The organism is Massilia sp. NBRC 108631, assembly GCF_059704565.1.
The window spans coordinates 18,170-41,508 of record NZ_BAAKJE010000209.1 but is presented as its reverse complement, the minus strand read 5'-3'; the positions used below and the strand labels follow the sequence as shown (position 1 = coordinate 41,508).

28 protein-coding genes are annotated in these 23,339 nt (G+C 63.8%); 23 read left to right on the top strand and 5 right to left on the bottom strand.

Annotated features, from left to right (window positions below; translation table 11 throughout):
- Positions 1–18: 18 nt before the first annotated feature.
- Both AC6H42_RS22710 and AC6H42_RS22705 read right to left on the bottom strand, forming a co-directional pair.
- A complete protein-coding gene (locus tag AC6H42_RS22710; protein ID WP_157201071.1) occupies positions 19–114 on the bottom strand; it encodes a DUF1902 domain-containing protein in 96 nt (31 codons plus the stop codon).
- A 51-nt stretch (positions 115–165) separates the two neighbouring features.
- Positions 166–537 (bottom strand): VOC family protein, encoded by a 372-nt coding sequence (locus tag AC6H42_RS22705; RefSeq protein ID WP_057157142.1) that lies wholly within the window; start codon positions 535–537, stop codon positions 166–168.
- Between the two features lie 163 nt (positions 538–700).
- Here AC6H42_RS22705 and AC6H42_RS22700 point away from each other — a divergent pair, with 163 nt between their 5' ends.
- The 14 genes from AC6H42_RS22700 to AC6H42_RS22635 all read left to right on the top strand — a co-directional run bounded on the left by AC6H42_RS22700 (position 701) and on the right by AC6H42_RS22635 (position 11,308).
- The gene (locus AC6H42_RS22700) at positions 701–1,657 is read left to right on the top strand and encodes an MBL fold metallo-hydrolase (RefSeq protein WP_497549005.1); all 957 of its coding nucleotides are present in this window, start codon (positions 701–703) and stop codon (positions 1,655–1,657) included.
- Positions 1,658–1,680: 23 nt separating this feature from the next.
- Entirely contained in the window at positions 1,681–2,112 is a 432-nt protein-coding gene (locus AC6H42_RS22695; RefSeq protein WP_497549004.1) for a DsrE family protein, read from the top strand.
- 34 nt (positions 2,113–2,146) lie between these two features.
- Entirely contained in the window at positions 2,147–2,515 is a 369-nt protein-coding gene (locus AC6H42_RS22690) for an ArsR/SmtB family transcription factor (protein ID WP_229418298.1), read from the top strand.
- 109 nt (positions 2,516–2,624) lie between these two features.
- Positions 2,625–3,977 (top strand): sulfite dehydrogenase, encoded by a 1,353-nt coding sequence (soxC, locus tag AC6H42_RS22685; RefSeq protein WP_057157144.1) that lies wholly within the window; start codon positions 2,625–2,627, stop codon positions 3,975–3,977.
- Complete coding sequence (locus AC6H42_RS22680; RefSeq protein ID WP_497549003.1) at positions 3,961–5,058, top strand: c-type cytochrome; 1,098 nt, start codon at positions 3,961–3,963, stop codon at positions 5,056–5,058. Before soxC ends, AC6H42_RS22680 begins: the two co-directional genes overlap by 17 nt.
- A 39-nt stretch (positions 5,059–5,097) precedes the next feature.
- Positions 5,098–5,559, top strand: a complete 462-nt coding sequence (gene soxY / locus AC6H42_RS22675) for a thiosulfate oxidation carrier protein SoxY (protein ID WP_057157146.1) — start codon at positions 5,098–5,100, stop codon at positions 5,557–5,559.
- Positions 5,560–5,592: 33 nt separating this feature from the next.
- On the top strand, positions 5,593–5,904 hold the full coding sequence (gene soxZ / locus AC6H42_RS22670) for a thiosulfate oxidation carrier complex protein SoxZ (protein WP_057157147.1): 312 nt from the start codon (positions 5,593–5,595) through the stop codon (positions 5,902–5,904).
- Between the two features lie 58 nt (positions 5,905–5,962).
- Positions 5,963–6,769, top strand: a complete 807-nt coding sequence (soxA, locus tag AC6H42_RS22665; protein WP_057157148.1) for a sulfur oxidation c-type cytochrome SoxA — start codon at positions 5,963–5,965, stop codon at positions 6,767–6,769.
- A gap of 10 nt (positions 6,770–6,779) precedes the next feature.
- Entirely contained in the window at positions 6,780–7,403 is a 624-nt protein-coding gene (gene soxX / locus AC6H42_RS22660) for a sulfur oxidation c-type cytochrome SoxX (protein WP_057157149.1), read from the top strand.
- A gap of 5 nt (positions 7,404–7,408) precedes the next feature.
- Complete coding sequence (soxB, locus tag AC6H42_RS22655) at positions 7,409–9,127, top strand: thiosulfohydrolase SoxB (RefSeq protein ID WP_200954049.1); 1,719 nt, start codon at positions 7,409–7,411, stop codon at positions 9,125–9,127.
- The gene (locus AC6H42_RS22650; RefSeq protein ID WP_497549002.1) at positions 9,124–9,624 is read left to right on the top strand and encodes a TlpA family protein disulfide reductase; all 501 of its coding nucleotides are present in this window, start codon (positions 9,124–9,126) and stop codon (positions 9,622–9,624) included. The genes soxB and AC6H42_RS22650 overlap by 4 nt, the downstream gene beginning before the upstream one ends.
- Positions 9,621–10,166: a thioredoxin fold domain-containing protein gene (locus tag AC6H42_RS22645; protein ID WP_157201072.1), complete on the top strand. Its 546-nt coding sequence runs from the start codon at positions 9,621–9,623 to the stop codon at positions 10,164–10,166. Before AC6H42_RS22650 ends, AC6H42_RS22645 begins: the two co-directional genes overlap by 4 nt.
- The gene (locus AC6H42_RS22640) at positions 10,163–10,666 is read left to right on the top strand and encodes a GlcG/HbpS family heme-binding protein (protein WP_057157152.1); all 504 of its coding nucleotides are present in this window, start codon (positions 10,163–10,165) and stop codon (positions 10,664–10,666) included. Before AC6H42_RS22645 ends, AC6H42_RS22640 begins: the two co-directional genes overlap by 4 nt.
- Before the next feature lie 84 nt (positions 10,667–10,750).
- Entirely contained in the window at positions 10,751–11,308 is a 558-nt protein-coding gene (locus AC6H42_RS22635; protein WP_497549001.1) for a DUF302 domain-containing protein, read from the top strand.
- Here the strand turns inward: AC6H42_RS22635 and AC6H42_RS22630 are convergent, their stop codons facing one another.
- From AC6H42_RS22630 to AC6H42_RS22620, 3 genes are read right to left on the bottom strand one after another with little or no spacing between them, the layout of a single operon-like run.
- Positions 11,309–11,803, bottom strand: a complete 495-nt coding sequence (locus AC6H42_RS22630; RefSeq protein WP_497549000.1) for a hypothetical protein — start codon at positions 11,801–11,803, stop codon at positions 11,309–11,311.
- A gap of 41 nt (positions 11,804–11,844) precedes the next feature.
- Entirely contained in the window at positions 11,845–12,675 is an 831-nt protein-coding gene (locus tag AC6H42_RS22625; protein ID WP_497548999.1) for a hypothetical protein, read from the bottom strand.
- A 60-nt stretch (positions 12,676–12,735) separates the two neighbouring features.
- Complete coding sequence (locus AC6H42_RS22620) at positions 12,736–13,101, bottom strand: hypothetical protein (RefSeq protein WP_057157156.1); 366 nt, start codon at positions 13,099–13,101, stop codon at positions 12,736–12,738.
- Positions 13,102–13,391: 290 nt separating this feature from the next.
- Here AC6H42_RS22620 and rpsB point away from each other — a divergent pair, with 290 nt between their 5' ends.
- The 9 genes from rpsB to bamA all read left to right on the top strand — a co-directional run bounded on the left by rpsB (position 13,392) and on the right by bamA (position 23,318).
- Positions 13,392–14,144, top strand: coding sequence for a 30S ribosomal protein S2 (gene rpsB / locus AC6H42_RS22615; protein WP_057157157.1), 753 nt, complete (start codon positions 13,392–13,394; stop codon positions 14,142–14,144).
- 150 nt (positions 14,145–14,294) lie between these two features.
- Positions 14,295–15,209 (top strand): translation elongation factor Ts, encoded by a 915-nt coding sequence (gene tsf, locus AC6H42_RS22610; protein WP_057157158.1) that lies wholly within the window; start codon positions 14,295–14,297, stop codon positions 15,207–15,209.
- A 165-nt stretch (positions 15,210–15,374) separates the two neighbouring features.
- A complete protein-coding gene (gene pyrH, locus AC6H42_RS22605; protein ID WP_057157159.1) occupies positions 15,375–16,091 on the top strand; it encodes a UMP kinase in 717 nt (238 codons plus the stop codon).
- Between the two features lie 29 nt (positions 16,092–16,120).
- Positions 16,121–16,681 (top strand): ribosome recycling factor, encoded by a 561-nt coding sequence (gene frr, locus AC6H42_RS22600; protein ID WP_057157160.1) that lies wholly within the window; start codon positions 16,121–16,123, stop codon positions 16,679–16,681.
- A 117-nt stretch (positions 16,682–16,798) separates the two neighbouring features.
- Complete coding sequence (gene uppS / locus AC6H42_RS22595; RefSeq protein ID WP_057157161.1) at positions 16,799–17,551, top strand: polyprenyl diphosphate synthase; 753 nt, start codon at positions 16,799–16,801, stop codon at positions 17,549–17,551.
- Positions 17,551–18,384, top strand: a complete 834-nt coding sequence (locus AC6H42_RS22590) for a phosphatidate cytidylyltransferase (protein WP_497548998.1) — start codon at positions 17,551–17,553, stop codon at positions 18,382–18,384. The genes uppS and AC6H42_RS22590 overlap by 1 nt, the downstream gene beginning before the upstream one ends.
- An 8-nt stretch (positions 18,385–18,392) precedes the next feature.
- Entirely contained in the window at positions 18,393–19,589 is a 1,197-nt protein-coding gene (gene ispC, locus AC6H42_RS22585) for a 1-deoxy-D-xylulose-5-phosphate reductoisomerase (protein ID WP_497548997.1), read from the top strand.
- A complete protein-coding gene (gene rseP, locus AC6H42_RS22580; protein WP_497548996.1) occupies positions 19,586–20,932 on the top strand; it encodes an RIP metalloprotease RseP in 1,347 nt (448 codons plus the stop codon). The genes ispC and rseP overlap by 4 nt, the downstream gene beginning before the upstream one ends.
- Positions 20,933–20,987: 55 nt before the next feature.
- On the top strand, positions 20,988–23,318 hold the full coding sequence (gene bamA, locus AC6H42_RS22575; protein ID WP_057157165.1) for an outer membrane protein assembly factor BamA: 2,331 nt from the start codon (positions 20,988–20,990) through the stop codon (positions 23,316–23,318).
- Positions 23,319–23,339 lie beyond the last annotated feature (21 nt).

The following is a 23,339-nucleotide window of genomic DNA, read 5'->3' as shown; positions in this document are numbered from 1 at the left end:
ATTTGTCAGGATAGCATCTCACCGTAAGCTGAAAATGCGAGCATCTTCGCTGTCCGCAATCCAGACTTGCGCTTCCTCGTCCCAGACAGCCACAATTTCCAGCGGGGTTTCCATAGAATGACTATAAGCAGGAAACCTTCGGCCGCAAGCTGCCGCAACGGCCACTTATACGTGCTGGTCAAGGAAGACCGGGTTGCCGTCCGGGTCCAGCAGGATGGCGTAGGCGGGGCCGGTGGTGGTTTCGTCGGCTTCGGCGGTCAGGGTGACGCCGTCGGATTTGAGCTGGCGCTGGATCTCGCGGATGTCGGTGAATTCGGCCAGCGGCTGAGCGTTCTGGTCCCAGCCGGGATTGAAGGTGAGGGTGTTTTTGTCGAGCATGCCCTGGAACAGGCCGATGATGTGCTCGCCGTTCTTGAGGATGAGCCATTTGTTGGCCAGGTCGCCGCCGAAGGGTTTGAAACCAAGTTTCTCGTAGAAGGCCAGCGATGCTGCGATGTCCTTTACGGCCAGGCTGACAGAGAATGCGCCGAGTTTCATGTTGTCTCCAGGAGTGTGGTCAGGAAGATAATACTACAGGGTTGCTGGCCGGACATGACCTAAGCTTGGTCCTTTGTGGCAAGATGGTAAACATCTAACTTGCGAGGATAGTCATATGCGCATATATGCCGCCGCATCCGGCAGGGCGATGCTGGGGTTGCTCTTGCTCTTGCTCTTGCTGTTGCTGGGATGCGCGCAGGCCGCCGCATCCGCGCCGCCGCTTGCGCTGACGCCGATCAAGCTGACGCCGATCCAGGTGGCGCCCCAGGTCTATTACTTCCAGGGCCAGGCCGGCATGGCGAGCGCGCAGAACAAGGGCTTCATGTCGAATGCCGGTTTTGTTGTCACGCGCGACGGGGTGGTGGTGTTCGACGCGCTGGCCACGCCGGTGTTGGGCGAGGCCATGCTGAAGGCGATTGCGGGCGTGACCGCGCAGCCGGTGCGCCGGGTGGTGGTGAGCCACTACCACGCCGATCATTTCTACGGCCTGCAAGCGTTCAAGCTGCAGGGCGCCGAGATCTGGGCGCACGGCGCGGGCAAGGCCACGCTCATGTCCGAGTTCACGCAGACCCGCCTCGCCGAGCGCCGCGCGTCGCTGGCGCCGTGGGTGGACGGCGCCACCCGGCTGCTGGCCGCCGACCGCTGGCTGGAGTTCGGCGCGGACAAGCAACTCAAGTTCGAACTGGGCGGCACGCGTTTCACGCTGCTCGACGTGGGCGGCGCGCATTCGCCGGAGGACTTGATGCTGTATGTGGAAGACGCGCAGGTGCTGTTCGCGGGCGACCTGTTCTTCACCGGCCGCATCCCATTCGTGGGCGAGGCGGACAGCAAGGCCTGGCTGCAGGCGCTGGCGCGCTTTCCCGCCGCGCCCAAGGTGGTGATCCCCGGCCACGGTCCCGCGTCCAGCAAGCCGCAGGCCGATCTGGCGCTGACCACCAGCTATCTGCTCTACCTGCGCGAGCAAATGGGCAGGGCGGTGGCGGACATGCAGACCTTCGACGAGGCTTACCAGCAAGTGGACTGGAGCCGCTTTGAGCAGTATCCTGCGTTCAAGGAAGCCAATCGCATCAACGCCTACGGCACCTATCTGCTGCTTGAGCGCGAGAGCCTCGGCAAATAACAAAACCAACCTGAGGAGATTTCATGAAGCTGCTGCGCACTTTCTTCGCTGTCCTGTTTGCGCTACTGGCGCTGATTCCCGCTGCCGCTACGGCTGCCACGCCGCAAATCAAGGTGGTCTACCACGTCAACAACAGCGACGGCGCCACGGCCGTGTTGAACAACATCCGCAACCACCTGAACGCCAGCCCTGCGGCGAAAATCGTCGTGGTCACGCACGGTCCCGGCATCGACTTCCTGCTGGACGGCGCCAAGAACGCCAACGGCAATCCTTACGATATCCCGGTGCAGGAACTGGCCGATCGCGGCGTGGAGTTCCGGGTCTGCAAGAACACGCTGGACGCGCGCAAACTGGACAAGTCGAAACTGCTGCCGGAGACGAAGATCGTGCCGTCCGGCGTGGCCGAGATCGCGCGGCTGCAAGCGGAGGAGGGCTTCGTCTACCTGAAGCCTTGATATAATTGTTCCCCCAACCGTCGATGAGAATTCCGTGGATAACCGCTTAAGCAAAGAGCAGATGGCCGAATTGTTCGAGGAAGTCTCGAACGTCTTCTTTTTGCTGTCCGAACCGACGCGCCTGAAAATCCTGCACAGCCTGTGCCACGGCGAACGCGCCGTCAACGAGATCGTGGCGGAAATCGAGGCCAGCCAGGCCAACGTGTCGCGCCAGATCAATATGCTGTTCCGCGCCAAGATCCTGGCGCGCCGCAAGGAGGGTACGCAGGTCTACTACCGCATCGACGATCCCGCCACGCTGGGCATCTGCCAGAACGTGTGCGCGCGTGTCAGCGCCGACATCCTGGCCCGCAGCGGCCAGCGTCCCGAACCGCAGCCCATCCTGGTCGCGGCCGAAGCCTGAAACCGGTATTGGCCGTGTTTTTTTGCCACATCGCGAAATTTCTTTTCGCAAATATGCGTGATTAGTCATATACTCCAGTTCAAGCAGTCAACAAGAATGAGGAGACGGCATGGCGGGCGAAGCATCTAAGCCTGGGCGCATCTTGCGCGCCCCTGAAAATTTCGTGGATAGCCAGCTGGCGCTGGACATCACCAACAATGGCATGAACGACCAGCGGCGCAGCTTCCTGCGCAAAAGCTTCCTGGCCGCCGGCGCGGCCATGGCGAGCGGCACGGCCCTCGGCCAGGCGCCAGCCGGCGGCGACCCCGCCATCCTGAAGCTGCCGGAGCATTCCACGTCGTTGGGCAAACCGGTGGCGACCAACCCTTACGGCATACCGTCGCGCTTCGAAGGCGCGCTGCAGCGGCGCGAGTCGCCGGGCCTGACGCGCGTGAATGCGGCCTCCGTTTCGTTCACGCCGCTGCAAAGCCTGTTCGGCATCATCACCCCCAGCGGCCTGCATTTCGAGCGCCACCACCAGGGCTGGCATGACATCGATCCAAGCCAGCACCGGCTGATGGTCAATGGCCTGGTGCGCCAGCAAAAAGTCTACAGTATGGACGACCTGATGCGCCTGCCGTCCGTGTCGCGCATGCACTTCATCGAATGCGGCGCCAACACCGCCATGGAATGGGGCAATGTCGCGGTGCCGTCGGTGCAGTATTCGCATGGCATGCTGAGCTGCAGCGAGTTTACCGGCGTGCCGTTGTCGGTGCTGCTGGATGACTGCGGCTACGACAAGAAGACCGCCCGTTTCGTGCTGGCCGAAGGCGCGGACGGCTCCGGCATGACGCGCACCATCTCCATCGAGCGCGCGCTGGACGACGTGATCGTGGCCTGGGCCATGAACGGCGAAATGCTGCGTCCCGAGAACGGCTATCCGCTGCGCCTGGTGGTGCCGGGTGTGCAGGGCGTGTCGTGGGTGAAGTGGCTGCGCCGCATCGAGGTCGGTGACCAGCCATACGCCACCAAGGACGAGGCGATCCATTACGTCGATGCGATGCCGGACGGGATGTACCGCCAGTACACCGGCATCCAGGAATGCAAGTCCGTAATCACCACGCCGTCTGCGGGGCAGCGGCTGCTCGATACGGGCTTCTACAACATCACCGGCCTGGCCTGGTCGGGCAGGGGCAAGATCAAGCGCGTGGATGTATCCACCGACGGCGGGCGTAACTGGCGCACCGCACGCCTGGAATCGCCGCTGCTGCCGAAGTGCCTGACCCGCTTCAATATCGACTGGACTTGGGACGGCGCGCCGGCCGTGCTGCAGGCGCGCGCCATCGATGAAACCGGCTACGTGCAGCCGAAGATCAACGAGCTGCGTGCCGTACGCGGCACGCGCTCCATTTATCACAACAACGCCATCCAGTCTTGGCAAGTGGCAGCGTCCGGGGAGGTGTCGAATGTCCAGGTTTATTAAGGCAGCCGTGGCGCTGCTGTGCGCCGCCGCTTCGTGCACGCTGCTGGCCGCACCGCCCTACGCCAATGTGGGCCGGTCCGCCACGCCGCAGGAAGTGGCCGCATGGGATATCGATGTGCGGCCGGATTTCAAGGGCTTGCCCAAGGGTTCGGGCAGCGTGGTCAAGGGCATGGAAGTGTGGGAGGGGAAGTGCGCGTCCTGCCACGGTACTTTCGGCGAGTCCAATGAAGTATTTACGCCGATAGTCGGCGGCACGACCAAGGAAGATGTCAAGTCCGGCCGGGTGGCGTCGTTGCGCGACAACAAACAGCCGCAGCGCACCACGATGATGAAGGTGGCCACGGTGTCCACGCTGTGGGACTATATCAACCGCGCCATGCCGTGGACCGCGCCCAAGACGCTGACCACGGAGGAAGTGTATGCGGTAACCGCTTATATCCTGAACATGGCGGAAGTGGTGCCCGACGACTTTGTGCTGTCGGACCGGAATATCGCCGAAGTGCAGGCGCGCATGCCGAACCGCAACGGCATGACGCAGGCGCATGGCATGTGGGACGTGAAGGGCAAGCCGGACGTGCGCAGCACGGCCTGCATGAGCAACTGCGGCGACGTGAAGCTGCGCTCGGAACTGCCCGAGGCGGCGCGCAATGTGCACGGTGACCTGGCCGCGCAGAACCGCAGCTTCGGTGCAGTGCGCGGCGTGGACACCACCCAGCCTGCGCCTCGGGCCGCGCTGGTGGGCAGGGCGCCGGTGGCTGCCCCGACTTCCATCGCGGTTGCCGTGGCAGCGGTGTCCGCGCCGGCGCCGGCCGTGGCCAAGGCGCCGACCGGCGGACTGGCGCTGGCCAAGCAGAACGCGTGCATGGCTTGCCACGGCGTGGGCAACAAGATTGTCGGCCCGGCGCTGCGCGACATCGCCGCCAAGTACAGGGGCGACGCGGCGGCGGCGCAGCGCCTGGCGGGCAAGGTGAAGGCGGGCAGTGCGGGCGCCTGGGGACCGGTGCCGATGCCGGCCCAGGGCCATTTGAAGGACGAAGACATTGCAGTGATGGTCGGCTGGATACTGGACGGCGCCAAGTAGGCGCACTCCGGGCAGCCATATTAATAAAGGGAGACTTCAATGAATCAGAATCGACGGGATGCCCTGCGCATCGGTTCCATCCTCGGCCTGGCAATCACGGCCGGCCTGCTCAAGCCAAGCGACGTGTTCGCCGCAGACTGGCAGGCCAGCGTGTTCGACGCCAAGTCGCTGGAAGCTGCGCTGAAAGCCATGGGCGGCGACACCTTCACCACCAGCAAGGACGTGGCCGTAACCGGCCCGGACATCGCCGAGAACGGCGCCGTGGTGCCCGTGTCGGTGTCGAGCAGCGTGCCGAACACCGAAATGATCGCCATCCTGGTGGAGAAGAATCCGAATCCGCTGTCGGCCAGCTTCAAGATCCCCGCCGGCACCGAAGCGGCGGTGAGTACCCGCGTGAAAATGGGTGGCACCTCGAACGTGCACGCGCTGGTGAAGGCGGACGGCAAGTGGTACGTCGCCAGCAAGGAAATCAAGGTCACCCTCGGCGGCTGCGGCGGTTGATACGCTCCTACTAACCAATTCAAGGAATACATCATGGGCAATCCGATGCGCATCCGCGCCAACGCCAGCGGCGACACCGTCGAAGTCAAAGTGCTGATCCGCCACGACATGGAAACCGGCCAGCGCAAAGACGCTTCCGGCCAGGCGGTGCCGGCGCACTTCATCCAGACCCTGGTCGCCACCTGCAAGGACAAGGTCGTGCTGGACGCGCAGTTCGGCACCTCGGTGTCGAAAGACCCCTTCCTGTCCTTCAAGTTCAAGGGCGGCGCCAAGGGCGACAAAGTGGTCGTCAAATGGACCGACAACAAGGGCGACAGCCGCACCGACGAAGTGGTCGTCGCTTAACAGTAGCACCCGGCAGCAAGTGGCGCAGACCACCCACCTGAAAAGAAACGGAGACGCAATGAAACGGACTAGCTCCTACCTGATGGCCGCACTGGCCGTGTCCGCGCTGGGCACGGCCCTGGCGCAGACCTCTGCCACCGACGAAATCGCAAAGTACCGGCAATTGCTGGCCGACGGCAATCCCGCTGAGCTGTGGGAAATGCGCGGCGAAGAGTTGTGGATGAAAAAGGACGGCCCGCGCGAGGCCACGCTGGAACAGTGCGACCTGGGCAAGGGGCCGGGTGTGCTGAAGGGCGCCTACGTTGAACTGCCGCGTTACTTCAAGGACGTGAACAAGGTGATGGACCTGGAGCAGCGCCTGGTGCACTGCCGCACCACCCTGCAGGGCCTGAGCCCGGAGCAGGCCACCAAGACCCCGTTCGGCGCAGCCGGCAAGCAGTCCGACATCGAAGCGCTGGTGTCCTACATCACGGCGCAATCGAAGGGCATGAAGATGGCGGTCTCCACCCGCCACCCGCAGGAGAAAGCGGCCTACGAGATCGGCAAGAAGCTGTTCTATTACCGAGGCGGCGCGCACGATTTCGCCTGCGCCACCTGCCACTCGGCCAATGGCCAGCGCATCCGCCTGCAGGAGCTGCCCAACATCCTGAACAAGACCAACGCGCAGGCGGCCTACACCACCTGGCCGGCGTACCGCGTGTCGCAGGGCGAAGTGCGCACCATGCAGCATCGCCTGAACGACTGCTTCCGCCAGCAGCGTTTCCCGGAACCGGTCTACGGTTCGGACCTGATCACGGCGTTGACCATGTTCCTGGCCAAGAATGCCGATGGCGGCACCTACAACGCACCGGCGCTGAAGCGCTAAGGAGAACCGCATGAAATATAGCGCATTGATGTTGGCCTCCGCCGCAGCCTTCGGACTGACCGCCCAGCCCTCGCTGGCGGCCGACTACGAGAAGCAGGCGCAGGAACTGATGAAGGCGGACTTCCGCTCCAAGGGCCCGGCCACAGTGGAAGGCGTGCTGCAGCAGGACGACGCGCAGAAACTGTGCAGCCAGTATCCGGCGCCGGAAAAGCGGCCCAAGAAGCTGGCCGCCAAGCTGGAAGCCGAGCAGCTCAAGCTGGTGAAGTACCCTTCCGACGGCCAGTACATGGGCCGCTGGCAGGAAGGCGAGAAGATCGCCCAGAACGGGCGCGGCATGCAATCGTCCGACAAGCCGGGGGCGCCGAACGGCGGCAACTGCTACGCCTGCCATCAGCTGGCGAAGGCTGAAATCTCGTTCGGAAACATCGGCCCGTCGCTATACCAGTACGGCAAGCTGCGCGGCGACAGCGAAGCGGTGCTCAAATACACCTGGGCCAAGCTGTATAACTCGCAGGCCTTCAGCGCCTGTTCCAATATGCCGCGCTTCGGCCACAAGGGCATCCTCGACGAACAGCAGCTGAAGGACGTGCTGGCGCTGCTGATGGATCCGGCTTCTCCGGTCAACAAGGACTGAACTTCATGGGCCTGAATCGACGCGAATTTATACAGGTCCTGGGCATTGCCGCCGCTGGCGGCATGGCGCTCAATTCCAGGGGCGCGCTGGCAGCGCAATCTGCCGATGCGCTGTACTCCCTGCCGCGCTACGGCAACGTCCATTTCCTGCACTTTACCGATTGCCACGCGCAGCTCAAGCCGGTGTACTTCCGTGAGCCCAGCGTGAACATCGGGCTGTTCGAGGCGGAAGGCAGGATGCCGCACCTGGTGGGCGAGCACCTGCTGCGGGCGGCCGGCGTCAAGCCGAACACGCCGCAAGCCCATGCCTTCACCAGCCTCGATTTTGAACGCGCGGCAGCCACGTACGGCAAGGTGGGCGGCTTCGCGCACCTGGCCACGCTGGTCAAGCGCATGAAGGCGTCGCGGCCCGGCGCCTTGCTGCTGGACGGCGGCGACACCTGGCAGGGTTCGGCCACCGCGCTGTGGACCAGGGGCCAGGATATGGTCGATGCCTGCCTGGCGCTGGGCGTGGATGTGATGACGGCGCACTGGGAGATGACGCTGGGCGACAAGCGGGTGCAGGAGATCGTCGACAAGGACTTCAAGGGCAAGGTCGATTTCGTGGCCCAGAACATCAAGACCAACGACTTCGGCGACCAGGTGTTCAGTGCTTACACCATGAAGGAGATGAACGGCGTGCAGGTGGCGGTGATAGGCCAGGCCTTCCCGTACACGCCGATTGCCAATCCGCGCCACTTCATCCCCGACTGGAGCTTCGGCATCCAGGAGGAGAACATGCAGAAGACGGTGGACGAGGCGCGCGCCAAGGGCGCCAAGGTGGTGGTGGTGCTGTCGCATAACGGCATGGACGTGGACCTGAAAATGGCCTCGCGCGTGCGCGGCATCGACGCCATCATGGGCGGCCACACGCACGACGGCGTGCCGGCGCCTGTCGTCGTCAGCAATGGCGGCGGCAAGACGCTGGTGACCAATGCCGGCAGCAACAGCAAATTCCTCGGCGTGCTGGACTTCGACGTGCGCGGCGGGCAGGTGCAGGGCTACCAGTACCGCCTGCTGCCGGTGTTCTCCAACATCCTGCCGGCGGACCGGGAGATGGATGCGCTGATCACGCGCATCCGCGCGCCGTACGAGGGCAAGCTGAACGAGCGGCTGGCGGTCACCGAAGGCACGCTGTATCGCCGTGGCAATTTCAACGGCAGCTTCGACCAGCTGATCGTCGATGCGCTGATGGACGTGAAACAGGCCGAAATCGCCTTCTCGCCGGGCTTCCGCTGGGGCACCTCGCTGCTGCCGAACAGCCCCATCCTGATGGAGCACCTGATGGACCAGACCGCGACCACTTACTCGCACACCACCGTGTCCGAGCTGAGCGGCGCCACCATCAAGACCATCATGGAGGACGTGGCCGACAATCTGTTCAACCCGGACCCGTACTACCAGCAGGGCGGCGACATGGTGAGGGTAGGGGGCATGAGCTACGCCATCGATCCGAAAGCGAAGATGGGCGCGCGCATCCAGGACATGCGCCTGAACGGCAAGCCGATCGACGCGGCCAAAGTGTACAAGGTGGCCGGCTGGGCGCCGGTGGCCGAGGGCGCGAGCGGCGAGCCGGTGTGGGACGTGGTGGGGACGTGGCTGCGCAGCCAGAAAGCGGTCAAGCCGCGCAAGCTGAACGCGCCGCGCCTGATCGGGGTGCAGGGCAATCCGGGCATACTGGCATGATGCGGCGGGCCGCAGTGTTCGCCGCGTTTGCTGCGGCCGGGCTGCTTGCTGCCCTGCCCGGCGCCGCCGCTGCGCCTGCGGCTCCGGCACTGCCCGCGTTTAAAACACTGGACGGCACGCTGCTTGCGCCCGCGCGTTTCGCTGGCAAGACTACCGTTGTGGCGTTCTTTTCCAGTAGCTGCCCGTTCTGCGTGAACGAGGCACCCAAGCTGCAAAAGCTGTATCGCGAAAACAGCCAGGTGCTGGCCGTGGTATCGGTGAACATCGAGGCGGGCGATGCGGCGCAGGCGGCAAAGGCCGCCGCCTGGGTCCAGCGTTTCGGGCTAACCCACGCAGTGACAGCGGATTACCGCGCGTTCGAGGCGGCGCTCGGCAAGCCGAAGGGCATCCCGGCGCTGTATGTGTTCGACCGGCATGGCAAGCTGGTACGAAGCGAAATCGGCGAGATGCTCGACGAGGATTTCGACGACATTGCCCGCGAAGCGCGCAAGCCATGAAGACGGCATTGGCGGCGGCTATGCTGGCGATGTTGGCCAACGCGGTCAACGCGGCCGCTTCGGCCGCCGCGCCCGCCGCCAAGGCCAATGCCGGGACATCGGCGGCGACGCCCCCGGCGTCTTTGCCGCCGGTCCCGCTGGCATTGGACCTGCAGCGCGATGGTATCGCCGCGGCGCGGACGGGCATGCCGCTGGTGCTGTTTTTCTCGCTGCCGGACTGCCGCTATTGCCACACCGTGCGCCACAGCTACCTGGCCCCCATGCAGCACAGCCCGTACGTCGTGCGCGAAATCGAGGTTGGCGGCAGCCTGGCCGTGACCGGACTGGACGGCGCGGCCACCACGCACGCCGCGCTGGCGCGCCGGTTCGGCGTGCAGTTCGCGCCAACCGTGCTGTTCCTCGGCCCGGCCGGCGCCGAGCTCGCGCCGCCGCTGAAAGGCGGCGACACCGCCGGCATGTACGGCGCCTACCTCGACGCGCGCCTGGCCACGGCGCGGCATGCCATCTCCGCCACATTACGCCCCGAAAGGAAAGCCCCATGAAACAAGCCATTACCAGCGTCCTGGCCGCCGCCATCCTGCTGGGCGCGCCTTCTGCCGCCCTGGCCGCCGACGCCAGCTATGCCATCCGCCTGATGACGCCCGAAACCGCGCTCAAAGCCGCATCGGCCGCACTGGCCGCTTGCCGCAGCGGCGGCTTCCAGGTGGCGGTGGCCGTGGTGGACCGCAGCGGCCAGATCCAGGCGGTGCTGCGCGACCGCTTCGCCGGCGCGCACACCCCGGAAACGGCCGTCAACAAGGCCTGGACCGCCGCCAGCTTCAAGATGAACACCACCGACCTGGCCAAGGCCACGCTGCCGGGTTCGGCTTCCAGCGGGATCCGCGCCATCCCCCGCGTGGCGGCCATCGGCGGCGGCCTGCTGATAGAAGCGGCCGGCGCGCCCTACGGCGCCATCGGCATCTCCGGCGCCCCGTCCGGCGACCAGGATGACAAATGCGCCCGCGCGGGCCTGGACGCCATCCTGGACGACCTCAACCTCTGATCCGCCGCGTTCCGCCGCGCAGCCCTTGCGCGGCGCCCGCCTTGCCACTATGCTCGCGTTTTGCCAGCCATAGAAGGGCGCCCCATGCGTAGCACCATCAGGATTGCCGTGACCGGCCTCGCCGCAGCGTGCTGCCTGGCTTTGGCCGCATGCGGTACGGCCGGCACGGCCAGCCCCGGCGGCCCGGCCGGTGGCGTCTTGGCGCGCGCGGCCGGCCCGGGCAGTCCAGCCCCCGGCCTCACCTGGGCGCGCAAAGTGCAGCCCGGCGTCACGATAACCGAGATAGAGGATGCTTTCGCCAGCGTCGCGGCCGAGGACAACATCCGCGCGGTGGGGGAGTTGCCGCTGTCCAAAGAGCTGGAACTGCGCGCCGGCAAGCCCGGCAAGTTCCTCAAGGTGTATTCCTATTGCGACCCCGCCGCCGCGCGCACCATGGTCGACTTCAACCCCAGCATGGCCGCGCTGCTGCCGTGCCGCATCTCGGTGGTCGAGCAGGACGACGGCCTGTGGATCTACACCATGGATATGGACATGTTAATTAATATGCAAGGCGAGTTGCCGCCCCATGTCGGCGCCACCGTGCAGCGCGTGCGCGCCACCATCCTCAAAATGCTGGATCGCGGCGCGCGCGGCGAGTTTTGATCAGAAGCGGCGATGTCCCGTATCCTGCTCGCAGCGGCCGTTGAACTTGATCATGCCATCCACCGTGATGACACCGCTGACGCGGTTGATGGTCAGGGTCGGCTTGTTCAAGCCGTTGAGCCTGAAGCGGGCGCGGATTTCGTCGTGTCCGACAATCAGGTCATCCAGGTCCCACCAGCCGTGATCGCCGCCTGAATTGATTGGCGGCACCAGCTGCTTGGGCATCTTGATGCTGCCCTGGTCGCCGTGGATGGACACGTTGACGGCGGTCTCGAACGAGGCTTTGCCCGTCTCCACTGTGGACTTCGGTTCGTACTTGTGCTTTTCAGCGTTCCACTGGTAGCCGCTGTGGGTTTCCACTGTCAGCTTTTCCGCGCCGCCGTAGCAGACCAGCTGGATATCGTCGCGCCGCTCGCGCCGGTCGTCATCCCGGTCCTGGGCGTGGACATGGCCGGCGGCAACGGCTATGAATAGAAGTGCGGTCAGTGCTTTCATCTGGTCTCTCCTAAGGATGGGGGGGGGCGTAGCCAAGGCGCTCAATGCCGGCGGAAGGTGTGGAGCTGGTCTTTGCGCAAATAGTGCAGGCCGAATATCAGGCCGCCGGACGGGCCGGGCAGTTGGTAGTCCCCCGCAGCGCGGGCGATGATGTAGTCCGCCCCTTCCTCGACGATGTCGGCGTTGCGGGCCAAAACCAGTTCAGGCGGGAGCATGCCTGCCACCCGGGTGCAGGCCAGTTGGAGCGTGCCCACGTCGGCCTTGTACAGCACCTTGCTCAGTTCGCCGCGCGCATCTTTCCCCAGCATGCCGCGCAGGGCGGCGGCGCCGAGCAGCATCTCCCCGTGCATCTTTTCCAGCATGGCCGGCCCCGCTTCCTTCAGCGCGGCGGCGGCATAGGCGCTGGGCAGATGGGTCATGTAGCGCCCGGTCCAGTTAGCCGACTGCATGCGCGCAACGAGCGCCACGCGGAACTGGTCGTCATCGCAGTCGAGCAGGTAGGCCAGCGGGTGCAGGTTGAGGCCCTTGCCGTCCTTGCTGAGCAAGGGGCTGCCGGCCATGGCTTGCTGCATGACGGCGTACGGCTCCACGCTGGCATATTTGGCCGCCAGTTGCGCCGCGTCGTGGTGGTGCAGCAGCGCCGTCGCGGCCTCCGTCACGAACGGCACGGGCACCAGCAAGCCTGCCGCGCTCTCGCGGGAGATCAGGATGAACTGGCTGTGCGGGACCGGTGTGCTTGCCTTGGGTAGCTCGGCCGGCAGCGCGCGCGCCAGCACTACTCCGGCGGCCAGGGCGCCCGGCGCGGGCGCGGTGCTGTGCCGGATCGTGCCGCAGCCTGCCAGCAGCAGGGCGGCGAGTATGGTCCATCGCATGCGTGCTCTTTCCTGTTGTTATCCGAGTCAGAATAGCAGGAAGATAACACAGGCGCGGGCTCAGGAGAGGCGGCCGAAAGTAAGAAACAGCCAGGCGGCGGTAATGACCACCATGCCCGAAATGGTGAGGCAGGACCAGGTGAAGAACCAGGCCGACAGCAAGGTGGCCTGCAGCGCGCGCTCGAACAGGAAGCCCAGCGCGAAATCCAGGGCCGCCACCACCGACCAGCGCCGCAGGTAGACCGGCAGGTAGCGGCTCATGAAGCGGTTGTGCGCCAGCGCCGCGTGCCGCTCGAACAGGTCGCGCGCCGCGCTCACGTCCCTGAACAGCCAGTCGAAGAACATGAAGCGGTAGAGCAGGGTCCTGAACGGCATGGCCGGGCTGTGGTCTTGCTGAAGGTCGGGCTGCGACGCGTCCTTGTCCATGGGCTCTCCAAGTTGAGTTGAAGATGAGAGTGGCAATGCCGTTTCGCTCATCATACGCCTACCCGCGCAACGCCGCGCGCGCGAAATTGCATCCAATGCAAGCTTATCGGGCCGAAGGCCGTTGCCGCGCTTGCCTAAAACGGCGTTTTCAGAGTAGAATTTCGGGTTGCTTGAATTCGTTTTTGAGCAAGGTAGTAAATCCTTAAATTTTTTTAAACGCGAATCCGGTCGCCAAGGGTGCCTGTCACAGGGTGACTGATCGGATTCCAGACCCAAACCCTGGAGCTAATATGTCCGTAACTATGCGTGAAATGCTGGAAGCCGGTGTCCACTTCGGTCACCAAACCCGTTTCTGGAACCCAAAGATGGCTCCGTTCATCTTCGGCCACCGCAACAAAATCCACATCATCAACCTGGAAAAAACCATGGGCATGTACCAGGAGGCGATGAAGCACGTTCGCCAACTGGCATCGAACCGTGGCACCATCCTGATGGTGGGCACCAAGCGTCAAGCGCGCGAAATCATCGCTGCTGAAGCGCAACGTGCTGGCGTTCCTTACGTTGACCAGCGTTGGCTGGGCGGCATGCTGACCAACTTCAAAACGATCAAGACCTCGATCAAGCGCCTGAAAGACATGGAAGCGCAAATCGAAGACGGTTCCGTTGAGAAGCTGTCGAAAAAAGAAGCGCTGATGTTCCAACGCGAGATGGTCAAGCTGCAAAAGTCCATCGGCGGTATCAAGGAAATGGGCGGCGTTCCTGACGCAATCTTCGTCGTGGACGTTGGCTACCACAAAGGCGCCATCACCGAAGCCGCTAAACTGGGCATCCCAGTCATCGGCGTGGTCGATACCAACCACTCCCCAGAAGGCGTAACCTACGTCATTCCAGGCAACGACGACTCCTCGAAAGCGATCACGCTGTACGCTCGCGGTGTGGCCGACGCCATCCTCGAAGGCCGTGCCAACTCGGCAGCCGACGTGCTGGAAACGATCAAGACCGCATCTGGCGACGAGTTCGTAGAAGTCAGCGAACAAGCCTAATTGGCCGCCTGCCGCAAGGCAGGCTTCCATGCAGCAAATCAGCAGTTTAAAAGGGGTGGCATCTGCTCCCCCTTTTTTTTAACGACAGCGTATGGGCGTGCAGGCTTGCGAGCCACCCCATACCACTCACCGAATACACAGGAGAATTACATGGCAGCTATTACTGCAGCGATGGTAGGCGAACTGCGCGCGAAAACCGACGCGCCTATGATGGAATGCAAAAAAGCCCTGACCGAAGCCGAAGGCAACATGGACAAGGCTGAAGAACTGCTGCGCGTTAAGCTGGGCGGCAAGGCTTCCAAGGCTTCCTCGCGCATCACCGCCGAAGGCGTGGTGGCGACTTACATCGCCAACGGCGTTGGCGCCCTGATCGAAGTCAACTCCGAGACCGACTTCGTTGCCAAGAACGACGACTTCCTGAACCTGGCCAACACCGCGGCCCGCCTGGTTGCCGAAAACAATCCGGCCACCGTGGAAGCCCTGCTGGCCCTGCCAGCCGGCGAAGGCAAGACCCTGGACGAAGTGCGCACCGCCCTGATCGGCAAAATCGGCGAAAACATGTCGATCCGCCGCTTCCAGCGTTTCGAAACCACCGCCAAGCTGGCGTCGTACCTGCACGGCACCCGCATCGGCGTGATGGTTGAGTTCGAAGGCGCGGACGACCAGGTCGGCAAAGACGTGGCCATGCACATCGCCGCCATGAAGCCAGTGTCGCTGTCGGCTGACCAGGTGCCTGCCGAACTGATCGAAAAAGAGCGTTCGGTTGCCCAGGCCAAGGCCGACGAAGATGCAGCCCAGGCTGCCGCTGCCGGCAAGCCAGCCCAGTCGGCTGACATCGTCGCCAAGCGCCTGGAAGGCTCCGTGCAGAAGTTCCTGAAAGAAGTGTCCCTGCTGAACCAGGCCTTCGTTAAGAACGACAAGCAGACCATCGAAGCCATGCTGAAAGCGAACAACGCCTCCGTGAAAGCATTCACGATGTACGTGGTTGGCGAAGGCATCGAGAAGAAGGTAGACGATTTCGCTGCTGAAGTTGCAGCGCAAATGGCTGCCTCCAAAGGCGCATAATTAAAAGCGGGCCGCAAGGCCCGTTTTTTTAAGCCCGAACCACTTGTCTCTTGCTTTAGTGCAAGCGAGTGGTGCAGCAAGCGGAGGTCCGGTTATCATTATGCGTTGCATAACCTTGCCTTCGTAGCCTCACCCGAATAAACCCCAACTAAGGAGCCCCAGCTCATGTCAAAACCAGCCTACAAGCGCGTCCTCCTCAAATTGTCCGGTGAAGCCCTGATGGGCGACGATGCCTACGGCATCAACCGCGGCACGATCGAGCGCATGGTGGCCGATGTGGCCGAGGTCGCGAAACTGGGCGTGGAACTGGCAGTAGTGATCGGCGGCGGCAACATCTTCCGCGGCGTTGCGCCCGGCGCCCAAGGCATGGACCGCGCCACTGCGGACTACATGGGCATGCTGGCTACCGTGATGAACGCGCTGGCCCTGGCCGACGCCATGAAGCACGCCGGCGTGACCGCGCGCGTGATGTCGGCCATCGGCATCGACCAGGTGGTCGAGCCCTATGTGCGCCCGAAAGCGCTGCAATACCTGGAAGAGGGCAAGGTTGTCGTGTTCGCCGCAGGCACCGGCAATCCCTTCTTCACCACCGACACGGCCGCTGCCCTGCGCGGCTCGGAAATCAGCGCGGAAATCGTGCTGAAAGCGACCAAGGTGGACGGCATCTACACCGCCGACCCGAAAAAAGACCCGAACGCGACGCTGTTCCACACGATCTCGTTCGACGAAGCCATCGCCAAGCACCTGCAAGTGATGGATGCAACCGCATTCGCGCTGTGCCGCGACCAGAAACTGCCGATCAAAGTGTTCTCCATCACCAAGCCGGGCGCGCTGATGCGCGTGATTCTGGGCGAGGATGAGGGTACACTGGTTCACGTTTAATTATTTACCAAGATATACAGGAGCACAGCATGTCCGTAGCTGACGTTAAAAAGAACGCGCAAGACCGCATGGTCAAGTCGATCGAGACGCTGAAGGGCGACCTGGCCAAGGTCCGCACCGGCCGCGCCCACACCGGCATCCTCGACCACGTGATGGTGGAGTACTATGGCAACCCGACGCCGCTGAGCCAGGTGGCCAACCTGACGCTGGTGGATGCGCGCACCATCGGCGTGACGCCCTTCGAGAAGAAGATGGGCGCCACCATCGAGAAAGCCATCCGCGACGCCGACCTGGGCCTGAACCCGGCCTCGCAGGGCGACCAGATCCGCGTGCCGACCCCGGCCCTGACCGAAGAACGCCGCAAGGAAATGGTCAAGCTGGTCAAGAGCGAAGGCGAAGACGCCAAGGTCGCCGTGCGCAACATCCGCCGCGACGCCAACGAATCGCTGAAGAAGCTGGTGAAGGACAAGGCCATCTCGGAAGACGACGAGCGCCGCGGTTCGGACGACATCCAGAAGCTGACCGACAAGGCCATCGTCGACATCGACAAGCTGCTGGCTGAAAAAGAGAAAGAAGTGCTGACCGTATAAGGTAACTGCGGTTACAGTACGGTTACCGTACGGTACAGTGCGTATCTAGAACACGGGACGGGCCGCGCAAGGCGGCCTGTCCCCATTGTGGCGACACCTTTTTTGGCTTTAGAGTTCATGAAATATTCAAGTTCGACGACTGCGGTTCCGGATGCGCCCAAGGTGCCCCGCCACGTTGCCATCATCATGGACGGCAATGGACGCTGGGCGACCAAGCGCTTTCTGCCGCGTGTCGCCGGCCACGTCAAAGGCGTGGAAGCGGTGCGCAACATCGTGGAGGGCTGCGCGCTGCGCGGCGTGGAATACGTCACCCTGTTCGCCTTCAGTTCCGAGAACTGGCGCCGGCCGGAAGAGGAAGTGTCGCTGCTGATGCGCCTGTTCGTCACCGCGCTCGAGCGCGAAGTGTCCAAGCTGCACGCCAATAATATCCGCCTCAAGGTGGTGGGCGACCTGAGCCGCTTCGACGAGAAGCTGCGCGGCATGATCGCCGCCGCCGAGCGCAAGACTGCCAACAATACCCGCCTGACCGTCACCATCTGCGCCAACTACGGCGGCCGCTGGGACATCATGCAGGCGGTTGGCAAGATGGTGGCGGCCCATCCCGGCGCCACCGACTTCAGCGAAGAGCAGCTGGCCCCGCACCTGGCCATGGCCTATGCGCCCGAGCCGGACCTGTTCATCCGCACCGGCGGGGAGGAGCGCATCTCCAACTTCCTGCTGTGGCAGTTGGCCTATACCGAGCTGTTTTTCACCGACACTTACTGGCCCGATTTCTCGATCGAGAGCCTGGACGCGGCCATCGCGTCTTACCAGAACCGGGAGCGCCGCTTCGGCCGCACCGGCGACCAACTGGCTGAGAAGACCACCTGATGCTCAAAACCCGGATTATCACCGCTGTCGCGCTGCTGGCGGTCCTGCTGCCAGTCCTGTTCTTCAACTACTATCCGGCCGTGGCCGTGGTGGTGCTGGCCTTCTTCGGCGCAGCGGTGTGGGAAAGTTTCCGGCTGTTCAATACCCCCCGTCCGCTGCTGGCGGCGGCGGTGTGGGCGGCGGCGTTCGGCTACACTTTTTTGCTGCACGGCCTGAACGGCCCGGTCACCTTCTGGCTGGCGCTCGGCTTCGCCATCTGGCTGCTGCGCTTTACGCCCACGCTGTACACCGGCCTGCCGCCGGCTGAAAGCCTGGGCAACAAGATGCTCAGCGTGGTCTATGCCATCACGCTGGTGAGCTGCTTCGTGGCCATCCTGGCGCTGTACCTGAAGTCGCCGCTGTTCCTGATTTCCGCCATGGCGCTGGTGTGGATCGCCGATATCGGCGCCTACTTCAGCGGCAAGGCCTTCGGCAAGCGCAAGCTGGCGCCCACCATCTCGCCCGGCAAGTCCTGGGAAGGCGCGATTGGCGGCTGCATAGCCGTGCTGCTGCTGTCGGCCGTGAGCGTGCTGGCCGCACCGTCCTTCCCCTGGCTGCAGGACACCTTCGTGGTGGCCCTGCAGGCCAAGCGCGGCTGGGCGCTGACTATTATTATCCTGGTCGTGATCTGCGCCTTCAGCGTGATCGGCGACCTGTTTGAATCCATGCTGAAACGACGCGCCGGCGCCAAGGACAGCAGCAACCTGCTGCCTGGCCACGGTGGCGTGCTGGACCGTATTGACGCCCTGGTGCCAGTGCTGCCGCTGGCCGCGCTGATCGCCGGCTGGGCATAAGGAGTACCATGCAACGCATTACCATATTGGGCGCCACCGGCTCCATCGGCGTCTCCACGCTGGACGTGCTGGCGCGTCACCCGGACCGCTATTCGGTCTATGCGCTGAGCGCGCACAGCCGCGTCGACGAATTGGCCGCACAGTGCGAACAGTTCAAGCCGGCGCGCGCCGTGGTCGGCACCGCCGCCGCCGCCGCGCAGCTGCAGGCCCTGCTGCGGGCCAAAGGCTTGCGCACCGAAGTCGAATACGGCGAACAGGCGCTGTGCGCCATTGCCAGCGCCGCTGAAACCGACACTGTGATGGCCGCCATTGTCGGCGCCGCCGGCCTGGCGCCCACGCTGGCCGCCGCGCGCGCCGGCAAGAAGGTGCTGCTGGCGAACAAGGAAGCGCTGGTCATGTCCGGCCAGCTGTTCATGGACGCGGTGCACGACAGCGGGGCGGTGCTGCTGCCCATCGACAGCGAACACAACGCCATCTTCCAGTGCCTGCCGCAGCATTACAGCCGGGTGCCGGGCGCCTCCGGCGTCACCAGGATCCTGCTGACCGCCTCCGGCGGTCCCTTCCTCAAGCGCGCCGTCGACACGCTGGACTCGGTCACGCCCGACGAGGCGTGCAAGCACCCGAAATGGTCGATGGGCCGCAAGATCTCGGTCGACTCGGCCACCATGATGAACAAGGGCCTGGAAGTGATCGAGGCCCACTGGCTGTTCGGCACCACCGCCGAGCAGATCGAAGTGGTGATCCACCCGCAGTCGGTGGTCCATTCCATGGTCTCCTACAACGACGGCTCGGTGCTGGCCGAACTGGGCAACCCGGACATGCGCACCCCGATCGCGCATGCGCTGGCCTACCCGGAGCGCATCGCATCCGGTGTGGCGCAGCTGGACCTGGCGCAAGTGGGCACGCTGCAGTTCGAGCGTCCCGACTTCGTGCAGTTCCCCTGCCTGGCGCTGGCTTTTGAGGCGCTCAAGGCCGGCGGCACCGCGCCCGCGCTGCTGAACGCGGCCAACGAAGTGGCGGTGGCCGCCTTCCTCGACAGCCGCATCGGCTTCCGCCAGATCGACCGCGTCATCGCCCAGGTGATGCAGGAGCTGCCGCACGGCGCCGCCGCCAGCATCGCGGCGGTGATGGAGCAGGATGGCCTGGCGCGCGCCGCCGCACAGCGTATCATAGGCAACATCACTAGCGGTTTGCGCCCACAATGAACTTCCTCACGACCCTGCTGGCTTTCGCGGTTGCGCTGGGATCGCTGATCATCTTCCACGAGCTGGGCCACTATTGGGTGGCGCGCTGGTGCGGCGTGAAAGTGCTGCGCTTCTCGGTCGGCATGGGCAAGGTGGTGTGGTCGCGCCGCGTCGGCCCGGACCAGACCGAATGGGCCGTGTCCGCCTTGCCGCTGGGCGGCTACGTCAAGATGCTGGACAGCCGTGAGCCCGACACCGGCCCGCTGTCCGATGCCGACAAGGCGCGCGAATTCACCCGCCAGAACGTGTGGAAGCGCATCGCCATCGTGGCCGCCGGCCCGCTGGCCAACTTCCTGCTGGCCATCTTCCTGTTCGCCGGCCTGTACATGGCCGGCATCGCCGAACCTTCCTCCAAAGTGGCGCCGCCCGCCGCCGACACGGCCGCCTTTGCTGCCGGCCTGAAGGGGGGCGACGTGGTTACCTCGGTGAACGGCGAGCGCGTGCGCGTCTGGTCCGACCTGCGCTGGGCCGTGATCCAGACCGCCATCGACAAGCAGGCCATGCGGCTGGAAGTGGACCGGCCCGGCAGTGGACGGCAGACGCTGTCGATACCGGCCAGCGCCATGGCCGGCATGGACCTGGAATCCGACGTGGCCGGCAAGCTGGGCTTCAGCCTGGCGCGGCCGCCCGCGCTGCTGGGCGAAATCCTGCCGGGCAGCGCCGCCGAGCGCGCCGGCCTGCGCAGCGGCGACCTGATCGAAGCCATCGACGGCAAGCCGGTCGAGGACTGGATCGCCTTCCTCACCGTGGTGCGCGGCTCGAACGGCAAAGCGCTGCAGCTGCAGGGCCTGCGCGGCGGCTCGCGGTTCGAATTGACCGTCACGCCGGACGTGGAGCGTAAAGGATCTGTAACAGTCAGTAAGATCGGCGCTTACGCCGGACAAGGCCCGGATATGATCGAAGTGACCGCCGGGCCGGTGGAGGCGGTAGGCAAGGGCGCCGTCAAGGTGTGGGATACCAGCGTCCTGACCCTGAAAATGATAGGGAAAATGATCGTCGGCGAGGTCTCGTGGAAGAATGTGACCGGACCTATCACCATAGCCGACTACGCCGGGCAGACCGCACGGATAGGCGTTGCCAGCTATCTGAGCTTCATTGCCTTCATCAGCATCAGTCTCGGGGTGATGAATTTGCTACCGATTCCCGTTCTTGATGGGGGACTTTTACTGTATTATTCGCTGGAAGTTTTAACCGGGCGTCCAGTGCCGGAGCGTTTTGGCGAGATAGCGCAGCGCCTCGGCGTTGGTCTGCTGGTGACATTAATGGCACTGGCTGTATTCAACGACGTGGCGCGCCTGCTTTAATAAGTTTATGTAGTCTGTAATTTGAGCCATTGATTTGAGCCATCGAATACCACCAATGAAATTATATTCTGACCGTATCGCCTTGCCTTCTTTTCGCCGCAGCCTGATCGGCGCCGCCGCCCTGGCACTCTGCTCCGGCAGCGCGTTCGCCATCAATCCCTTTGTCGTCAAGGACATCCGTGTCGAAGGCATCCAGCGTACGGAGGCCGGCACGGTCTTCAGCTACCTGCCGGTGCGCGTGGGCGAGACCTTCGACGACAAGAAGAGCGTGGCCGCCATCAAGGGCCTGTACGGTTCGGGTATATTCAAGGACGTGCGCCTGGAACAGGACGGCGACGTGCTGGTGGTGATCGTGGAAGAACGCCCGGCGATCGCCAAGGTGGACTTCACCGGCACCAAGGAATTCGAGAAAGACATGCTGGTCAAGGCGCTGAAGGACATCGGCGTGGGCGAAACCAAGACCTTCGACAAGGCATCGGTGGACCGCGCCGAGCAGGAGTTGAAGCGCCAGTACCTGTCGCGCGGCCTGTACGGCGTGAAGGTCACCACCACGGTCACGCCGATCGAGCGTAACCGCGTCAACATCGTGTTCGCGGTGGACGAGGGCGAAATCGCCAAGATCAAGCAAATCAACCTGGTGGGCAACAAGGCTTTCTCCGACAAGGAACTGCGCGAGAACCTGGCGCTGAACACCGGCGGCTGGTTCAGCTGGTACACCAAGGCCAACCAGTACTCCAAGACCAAGCTGACGGGCGACCTGGAGTCGCTCAAGTCCTTCTATCTGAACCGCGGCTATATCGAGATGCAGGTCGAATCGACCCAGGTGTCGATCACCCCGGACAAGAAGGACATCTACATCACCATCAACATCAGCGAAGGCGAGAAGTACAAGGTCGCCGACTACAAGTTCGAAGGCGAGATGTTCGGCCGCGAGGAAGAACTGCGCCAGCTGGTACTGCTGCGCAGGGGCGAAGTCTATTCGGGCGAGCGCCTGACCGCCACCAACAAGCTGATCACCGACCGCCTGGGCACCTTCGGCTACGCTTTCGCCAACGTCAACGTCGATCCGCAGATCGACCGCGAGAAGCGCGAAGTGAGCTTCACCTTCCTGATCGATCCGGGCAAGCGCGCCTACGTGCGCCACATGAATATCGCCGGCAATACCAGCACCCGCGACGAAGTGATCCGCCGCGAGTTCCGCCAGTTCGAATCGTCCTGGTACGACGCCAACAAGATCAAGCTGACCCGCGACCGCGTGGACCGCCTAGGCTACTTCAAGGACGTGACCATCGACACGCCGGAAGCGCAGGGCACCTCGGACCAGGTGGACGTGCAGCTGACCGTGGTCGAAAAGCCGACCGGTAACTTCCAGATCGGCGGCGCGTTCTCGCAGGCCGAAAAGTTCACCTTCTCGGCGTCGATCCAGCAGGCCAACTTCGCCGGCTCGGGCAACACCGTCGGCATCAACCTGAACACCAGCAAGTACAGCCGCACCATCGAGTTCTCGAACACCAATCCGTACTACACGGATGATGGCGTGAGCCGCTCGTTCGACTTGTATATCCGTACCCTGAACCCGCCGGCGCTGAACATCGGTTCCTACACCATTAAACAGCACGGCGGCCGTATCAGCTGGGGTGTGCCGTTCTCGGAAGTGGACACCGTGTTCTTCGGCGCGGGCCTGGAACGCTCGTCGATCACCACCGACGAAACCAGCCCGGTGCGCTACCAGGATTATGTGCGCGACATCACCGGCAGCCCGGTGGGCACCGCCAAGACCGTTGCCGTGCCGCTGACCGCCGCCTGGGCGCGCGACAGCCGCGACAGCGCCCTGACCCCGACCGTGGGCCAGTACCAGCGCGTCAACCTGGAACTGGACGTGGTGGGCGAGTCGAAGTACTTCCGCGCCGTATACGAACACCAGCTGTTCAAGCCGCTGCACCCGAAAGTCACGCTGGCCCTGAAGGGCGAGATCGACTACGGCCACGGCATCGGCGACAAGCCGTATCCGGTGTTCAAGAACTTCTACGGCGGCGGCATCGGTTCGGTGCGCGGCTACCTGAGCTCCTCGCTCGGTATCGTCGACACCCGCTACGGCGACGCGCTGGGCGGCGCCTCGCGCCTGATCGGTAACGCCGAACTGCAGATGCCGTTCCCGGGTTCCGGCCAGGACCGCAGCTTGCGCTGGTTCGGCTTCCTTGACGGCGGCCAGGTGTACCAGGAAGGCCAGAAGATGCGCTTCTCGGAGCTGCGTTTCTCCACCGGCCTGGGCGTAAACTGGATTTCCCCGGTTGGTCCGCTGAAGTTGAGTTATGCTAAGCCTTTGAACGCCAAACCTGGCGACCGCCTGGAGCGCTTCCAGTTCCAGATGGGTAATGGATTCTAAGGGTACTAACTTTGATTCGGA